Source organism: Methanococcoides sp., from assembly GCF_030594565.1.
Lineage (GTDB): Archaea > Halobacteriota > Methanosarcinia > Methanosarcinales > Methanosarcinaceae > Methanococcoides > Methanococcoides seepicolus.
The window spans coordinates 1-7,929 of record NZ_JAUVEY010000102.1 but is presented as its reverse complement, the minus strand read 5'-3'; the positions used below and the strand labels follow the sequence as shown (position 1 = coordinate 7,929).

The 7,929-nt window shown below is 42.3% G+C and carries 7 protein-coding genes; 4 read left to right on the top strand and 3 right to left on the bottom strand.

The window, feature by feature from the left end; genetic code table 11:
- Window positions 1-186: 186 nt before the first annotated feature.
- Both QAS77_RS08770 and gpgS read right to left on the bottom strand, forming a co-directional pair.
- On the bottom strand, window positions 187-1,269 hold the full coding sequence (locus QAS77_RS08770; RefSeq protein ID WP_305064994.1) for a pyridoxal phosphate-dependent aminotransferase: 1,083 nt from the start codon (window positions 1,267-1,269) through the stop codon (window positions 187-189).
- A gap of 110 nt (window positions 1,270-1,379) precedes the next feature.
- Window positions 1,380-2,594, bottom strand: a complete 1,215-nt coding sequence (gpgS, locus tag QAS77_RS08765) for a glucosyl-3-phosphoglycerate synthase (protein WP_305064993.1) — start codon at window positions 2,592-2,594, stop codon at window positions 1,380-1,382.
- 238 nt (window positions 2,595-2,832) lie between these two features.
- On the opposite strand from gpgS, the gene mpgP reads away from it, so the two are divergent.
- From mpgP to QAS77_RS08745, 4 genes are all read left to right on the top strand, one after another.
- On the top strand, window positions 2,833-3,651 hold the full coding sequence (gene mpgP / locus QAS77_RS08760; protein WP_305064992.1) for a mannosyl-3-phosphoglycerate phosphatase: 819 nt from the start codon (window positions 2,833-2,835) through the stop codon (window positions 3,649-3,651).
- Window positions 3,652-3,680: 29 nt separating this feature from the next.
- On the top strand, window positions 3,681-4,211 hold the full coding sequence (locus QAS77_RS08755; RefSeq protein WP_305064991.1) for a hypothetical protein: 531 nt from the start codon (window positions 3,681-3,683) through the stop codon (window positions 4,209-4,211).
- Between the two features lie 5 nt (window positions 4,212-4,216).
- Window positions 4,217-5,440: a glucoamylase gene (locus QAS77_RS08750; RefSeq protein ID WP_305064990.1), complete on the top strand. Its 1,224-nt coding sequence runs from the start codon at window positions 4,217-4,219 to the stop codon at window positions 5,438-5,440.
- A 361-nt stretch (window positions 5,441-5,801) separates the two neighbouring features.
- Window positions 5,802-6,554 (top strand): RAD55 family ATPase, encoded by a 753-nt coding sequence (locus QAS77_RS08745; RefSeq protein ID WP_305064988.1) that lies wholly within the window; start codon window positions 5,802-5,804, stop codon window positions 6,552-6,554.
- Window positions 6,555-6,562: 8 nt separating this feature from the next.
- On the opposite strand, the gene QAS77_RS08740 is transcribed toward QAS77_RS08745, so the two are convergent.
- The coding region (locus QAS77_RS08740) for an adenine deaminase (protein WP_305064987.1) at window positions 6,563-7,929 on the bottom strand (1,367 nt) is incomplete at its 5' end.

The following is a 7,929-nucleotide window of genomic DNA, read 5'->3' as shown; positions in this document are numbered from 1 at the left end:
AGAAAACCCCATCATCTTCCATTTAAGTTCCTTAATATGCTCCAATTACCAAAACATGATGCACATTCAAAATTATACTAGATTGATTTAAGATAATTCTTAGACCTTCAGCAATCAGCCGTTCAAAAAACCATCGAGCCTTCTAATACCTTCCTCGATATTCTCAAGACTGTTAGCATACGAGAATCAGATATATCCTTCCGCACCGCTGCCAAAGTCAATTCCCGGAGTCACAGCCACCCCCGCTTCGTTCAGTATCCTGCGGCTCATCTCAAGGGAATCCGAACCGAACTCACGTGCATCGGCAAGAACATAGAAAGCACCCTTTGGCTCGTACCCTATACGGAACCCTATATCTTTCAGGCGTTTCAGAAGATACTTCCTGCGCTCATCATAGGTAGCCACCATCTTATCCACATGGTCCTGTGGACCTTCCAGGGCAGCAATACCCGCTTCCTGAACGAAGCTATTGGCACAGATGAAGAAGTTCTGCTGTAATTTCTGCAACACCCTCATACAATCAAGCGGAGCTATCAAATAACCAAGCCGCCAGCCTGTCATACAGTACTTCTTTGAAAAACCGTTCAGAACGAACGCATTATCAGTGTATTCAAGAATGCTGTGATCCTCGCCCTCATACACAAGCCCCTGATATATCTCATCCGAAATGATAGGAACATCCCCAGCCACCTCAGCGATACCCTGCATCTCCCTTGAAGACATGACATAACCTGTGGGATTTGAAGGACTGTTCACAAGGATGGCTTTCGTATCTTCGTCCATGTTCTCGGAAACCAGTTCCGGTGTCAGCCCGAACCCGTTCTCCTCAGAAGTATATGCAAAACTGGGAACAGAACCAAGAGCTGTCGCAAAATTCGGATAACATGCGTAATGGGGGTTCGGAAGCAGCACCTTATCGCCCTGGTCCAGAAGGGCCATGAAGCTGAGCATAAGAGCAGGACTGGTACCGGAAGTGACAAGCACCTGTTCAGGAACCAGGTCGAGCCCGAACCGGTTATTATAATCATCAACTATCGCAGTTCTAAGTTCGTAAATGCCCTGACTGTGAGTATATCGTGTCTTACACGCAGTCAAAGCCTGATGAGCAGCCTCACATATGTGCGGTGCTGTTGGAAAGTCCGGCTCCCCGATCTCAAGATGCACCACATCCTTCCCATCATGTTCCAGCTTCTGTGCATTTTCAAGAACTTCCATCACATAGAACGGAGGAATATTGACCGATCTTTTGGATAATGATAAAGGGCTCATATTAACAAAGTCTCCTGATATTAAAAATAATAATGTATTCCTGATGAGATAATATTTAAGGATGCCTTTATGTCATCCATTCGAAAAAACCAATATTAAGGAGAAGGATATCACTCCTCCTTGCAATACTCCTTAACATCAGCAATACATGCCTCGTATAATTGTTCCCTGAGGTCAGGCACAGCAGAAAGAGCCCGGGTCCAGTCCGGCATCAGCACATCAGAAGGATCATGCCTGTAATCATCACCAGCACTTCTTATCACACGTGCGAACATATCCACATATGTCTCTTCTTCATGCCTGTTATAATAAAGCCCATTGCAAAGAGCATCCGCATGATATCTTCGGATAAGGTCCTGACCTAATCGTTTATATCTGACATGGATCCCGTGGAGGTATGCTTCTGACATGCGGTTATCCGTAGACTCTGTCACAACGCGCATAAATGTTGTGAAAATATCACCTACCATCTTGCAAAGACCTTCTGATCTATTTGTACCCAATTGCTGATGTTTGTGGTCATAATAGCCCAGATCGATCTGACATATCTTTTTTGTTGTAGTGTTCCTGTAAACCTCTGCAAGAAGACCAACTTCAAGCCCCCAGTCAGCAGGAATGCGTATGTTCATGGCAAGGTCACTGGTCATAGCGAACTCCCCGGCAAGAGTATACCTGAAAGCAAGGAAATATCTCAATATATCTGCTTTAGACTCGGATTGCAAAGTATCGAGCAAAGGACGAACAAAAAGTCGGAAAACACGCCCATGCATAGCCATGCCATCCATATCTATCCTTGCATAGTAGCCTTTATTAAAAAAGAAATTAAGCTCGGTCTCTACAATAGGATAAAGGAGCTTTGCCGGAAAATCCACTGAATATGTCACAATGTCCGCATCGTGGAAAGCAATAGCATACGAATCAAGAGTTGCTATGCCAATAGCTATCCAGACATCTTTTCCTTTTCCCTTAAAAGATGTAAGATCAATACCTTTCTTTTTCATACCGAAAATGATATGCTGTATCCGTGGACCATCACACCATACGATAATATGGGGAAGTTTAAGGTCTTTAAAATATTCGACCACATGCACATACTGTTCAGTACTTTCAGCTGCCAGAGCAACCACAACCTGGCTTATATAAGTACATTCATTAAGGTCTGTGATTATTTTTTTGAGAGGTGGGTTCTCAACTTCCTCATAAAGAATAGGAATGATAAGTGAAGCAGGTCTGCGTTCCTTTAGCTCCTCTATTCTCCTAACAAGCTTTTCTTTGTCGATACAAAAATCATGAATCGTTGTAATGTATTCTTGATAAAAATCCATTTAACTCCCCGAATAGCGAAAGCACCCATAATTCAAGAGTTAATTCTCATGTAACCCTTTATAAGGATGCCAACCCCCAGATTGACGATATTAAGGAATATTATGTTATTAAGTAGAATATCTATATATAGAACATACAATATAAGCTTTTATACAAAAGAGAAGGGGAAATTATACTATTCCGCATAATCGGCAGCATTCGACATTGTCGATTGGATATTGATAAGGTGGGGGTATTTTGAAATATATCATATTTACAGATCTGGATGGCACGCTGATAGACCATGACACATACTCATACGATGCTGCAAGACCAGCACTTGAGCTCTTAAATGAGAAAGAGATACCATTAATATTCTGTACAAGCAAGACACGTGCAGAACTTGAAGTATATGTTGATGAACTTGAATGCCACCATCCGTTCATATCAGAGAACGGAGGAGCGATTTTCATACCAAAGGATTATTTCAGCATTGAGCTGAAAGAAGGGGATGAGATTGGAAATTATAAAGTCATAGAATTTGGAACATCATATACCAGGATCAGAGGAATTCTTGAAGACATCCGCAAGAAGACCGGTTTTAAGATAACAGGATTCGGCGATCTCGATGGTGAAGGTGTGAGCGAGGACACAGGCCTTGACATCCACTCGGCAAAACTTGCCAAACTGCGAGAATATGATGAAGCGTTCCGGCTTGAAGAAGATGAGAATGCAAATGCAAAGGTCATCGAACTGATACACGCTGCCGGACTGAACCATACAAAAGGGGGACGCTACTGGCATATTATGGGAGACAATGACAAAGGAAAAGCCGTCAGAGCATTGACTGAGATCTACAGGCAACAATTCAAAGAAGTCACCACAATAGCACTCGGAGACAGCCTGAACGATCTTCCCATGCTAAAAGCCGTGGATATACCATTCCTTGTGCAAAAGCCGGATGGTAAATATGATCCATCGATAATACTGACAGAGATCAAGCATGCTGATGGCATTGGACCTGTCGGCTGGAACAATGCCATAATGGACCTTATCGGAAAAAACGATGACATTTGAGCATACTTGATAATAAAGGGGGTAATTAATTGGTACGCGTTGAAAATATGATCTCAAAGGCTTTTTTGTTGGGTATAATAGAGATGGTTGACAAAGACGGACTGGAAGAAACAACTGACTGGCTCCAAAAAATAGGGCTAAAACTTGCAGAGATAGAAGGACCTGGATTTGAAGGTGCACGTGAAGATGATATCAATTACATACCACTCTGCCCGTTCTCCAACATACTTTTGGATTTCATTCAGATGTGCGGTGAGCGTCCTTCACAGTTCACCGAACTTGTAAATCTCTCCAACAGAAAAATGGAGGAAGCTGAGGATGGATGGAAATATCCGGCACTTACGACCGTTACCGGCATCCTTTATCACAGTTACACCACAAAGCGTGCTGAACTCGCTGGTGTCGAACTTCTCAATGTAGGCTCGAAATGCCCTCGAACACATAATAATGTGTATAACGAAAAAGCCCTTGAAAGGGCCGGGATGAATAAAGAAGAAGTGGACAAATATCTCGAAAGATCGTATTACGTTTGCAAGATGCAGTATCCTGACAAGGAGTGAGCCCATTGAATCTGATCGAAGCAGAAAGACTTTACGAGAACAGCGTGAAGATACTGAAAAACAACCAACATGAGAAAGGAGGATTCTATGCAAGCCCTCCAGGAACACGTTACCCTTTCATTTATCCCAGGGATCATTCTGTAGCTATTCTGGGATGCATTGCAGCAGACATGATGGATGAAGCAAAGAAAGGGCTTGAATTTGTACTCAATTCACAAAAACCTCTTGGAGAATTTTCCCAGAGATATGATATCGATGGAAATGATGCCAGTTATAAAGACCTTCAGATCGATGGAAATGGCCTGGTCCTCTATTCCATGGGAAAATATTTTGAAGCAACTGGCGGGATGTTCTTTGAAAAACTGGCAGACAAGAGTTTTGTTGAAAAACACTGGGAGACCATTTCAAAAGCAGTCGAATTCATTCTCATGAACAAGAACGAAGAGGTGGATCTTGTTCATACCATAAACAGCATTCACGAATATCCGGCATACGAGCACGGATTCGAGATTTACGCGAATTGTGCCTGTTGTGCCGGAGTACAAGCTGCGGTGAAAATGGGAGCAGCTTTAGGAAAGGATGTTACCACATGGGAAATGGAAGCTGAAAAAATAAAAGAGGCGATCCTCACCCGAATGTACAGCCCGAGAAGGCGATCTTTCATCAAATGCATACGTGTAAAAGAGAAGAGCAGCAATCCCATTGGTTACGATGCTTTTGCATCCAGTGTCATTGATGTAGATGTTGTCGAATATGCACCTGCCTATTTTGGCATTATTGAACAACAGGATATTAAGAACCGTTATACTGTCAGGAGGATCCATGACAAACTTTGGGATAGCGAAATCGGTGGATTGAACCGCTACCCTGAGATGTGGGACAGGAACAATGGCGGATATGGACCCTGGTGCCATTTTACCTGCCAGCTGGCAAGCCATTACACTGCTATTGATGATCAGGATATGGCAGAAATGTATCTTGGTTGGGTGGTCGATATGGCACATAACTATCTACTACCTGAACACATTTCAACCATAGAACGTTTCGAGATTTGGTTTGAGGATTATACCAATGCAAAGATACTGAGAGACAGTAAGCTGACGATGATAGAGAACGTTCGTAACCACCCAAAATGGAAGGACGGTATGGCATATGTGACCATTCCGCTTATCTGGCCACATGCAGAGTATATTAGAGCATATAAGAACTACATTGAAAAATTTGGATAAGACAGTTGAATAAATGGCATGCTCACATTATCTTTATCATTAGATAGTTTGTGTGCCACTGCTTTTCTTTTTTGTTCTCCAAAAAACCTATTTTGTCAGACCCTTCCATCCAACTTTATTTCTTGCAGACTACAAAAAGATATAATTTGTAAGTGGACAAAAATTGATATACCAATCATATAATATATATTGATGGACATATTTAGTTTAATAGTATTAAAGTGGAAAACTGCATTCTGATCTGTCCGCACAACAGGTAATTTCAATTGAAGATCAAACAATGGTAAGAACAATAGCATTACTGTTGTAGGATCCGGAAGGTTCAGATTTACATGAACAGTCTAAAAGTGAGGGTGTTTCAATGAATAATCATATAAACAGGATATCAACCGGAATTCCGGGTCTTGATACAAGGCTTGATGGTGGGTATCCACAAGGAGAATCTTTTTTAGTGACCGGTACTCAAGGTACGGGTAAAACTATTTTTGGATTACATTTTCTTGAAAAGGCATGCAGCAACAATAAAAGATGTGTCCTTATCGCTACTGAAGAGATGCCATACAATCTGGTAAAGCAGGCGAACATGTTCGGTTTCGACCTTATGGGACACATCGAATCAGGATTATTACAAATTAACCGTGTTTATGATCAAAGGACGAACTATGTAAGGAATAAGACCGGCAAAATGTATGACCCAACAAAAAGGGAAATTGGCCTTATGGACCTTCTTGATTACATCCCAGCCTCAACGGATGTTGCAATAATCGATAATATCGGAGTGTTCACTCTTGAAATGACCCCGAGAGAACTAAGGGATAAATTGGATACAATGATACAGATACTTGCGGAAAGGAACTGTACAGCCCTTTTCATCATGGATGATGCCACTCACGAGATAACACATAACATCGCAGATTATTCTGTCTGCGGCTCTATCAACCTGATGATGAAGGATAATCCAGAGAATCTCCAAATAGAGAGATTTATAAAAATAATTAAGATGAGGAGGACCTGTATCCCCATGAAATTGATGAAATTCAACATCACTCCAAAAGGAATAAATCTTGAGAACCCTCTGCAACCTTTATATTGTCCAAATGTTTACAATCTATAAGAAAAAGTTCAATCCATTATCTCATCTATTGGAGATATAAGACTGAACTTTTCAACATCAAAGAGCCCCATGTCAGTAAGCCGTAAAGAAGGTATTACCGGAAGCGCTATGAAAGAATGTGTGATAAATGGAGCAGGAAGGGTACAACCAGTCTCTTTTACTGCTTTATGAAGATCATTGAGCTTCTTTTCAACCTCAGCCGCAGGCAATGTGCTCAAAATACCTGCAAATGGAAGTTCGAGCTTTTCCACGACCTTGCCATTATTGACCACACATATGCCACCGTTCATGCTGCGTATTGTATTGGCACACAATGCCATATCCGAATGATCGGTACCTGTAACGACAATGTTGTGACTGTCGTGACCAATGCTTTGCCCGATGGCACCGTTCTTGATACCCATCCCCTTGATGAAACTTGCACCAATGTTCCCGTTCCTTCCATGCCTTTCAATGACAACGACCGAAAGCACATCATTCTCAACGTCAGGCATCAATATGCCATCCATATCCGAATGCAATACAAAGGTATCTTTCTCAGTCACGATAAGGTCAGGAACTACTTTAATGACCCACACCCCATGGTCTTTGTCCGCATTGGATCTTATCTGCAGATCTGATGCAGTAACTTGATCGAATTCCACAGTATTGAACACTGTATCCGGATATTCGTACGAAGGAACAAAACTTTCCACCGGCCTGCCAGATGCATAGACCGAGTCTATAATGAATTCCTCAATATCAGCTAGTACGATAATGTCAGCCTTTCTTCCCATGGAAAGCGAACCGACAATATGGTCCACACGATAATGTTTCGCAGCATTGAGGGTACACAGAGAAATAGCATCCATGGGTGAAAGTCCCAGTTCCATCGCCCTTCTGACGATCACATCCATATAGCCTTTCAACAGGTCAGATGGGTGCTTGTCATCCGTCACAAAGAAAACATTTTCAAGGGAAACACCATCCTCGATCAGGCGGGGAAGGAATTTATCAAGTGATTTTGCAGCCGAACCTTCCCGTATCATTAGTTTCATCCCAAGACGCAGCTTTTCAAGAGCTTCTTCATACTCGATGGATTCATGGTCAGTGGATATTCCGGCACACATGTAGCCGAACAACTGCTCTCTGGAAAGTGCAGGACAGTGACCGTCAACGACCAACCTTTCCTTGAGCGCTACCCGTATCATTGAAAGCTTTGCTTCATCACAAAGGATGACTCCGGGATAGTCCATCATCTCACCAAGTCCGACAACGTCCTCATTAGCCATCAGGGATGAAATATCATCAACATTGATGGAAGCTCCAGCAGTCTCAAAGGAAGTTGCAGGAACGCAGGAAGAGACAGCAACAAAAGCATTAAGAGGAAGGGTAG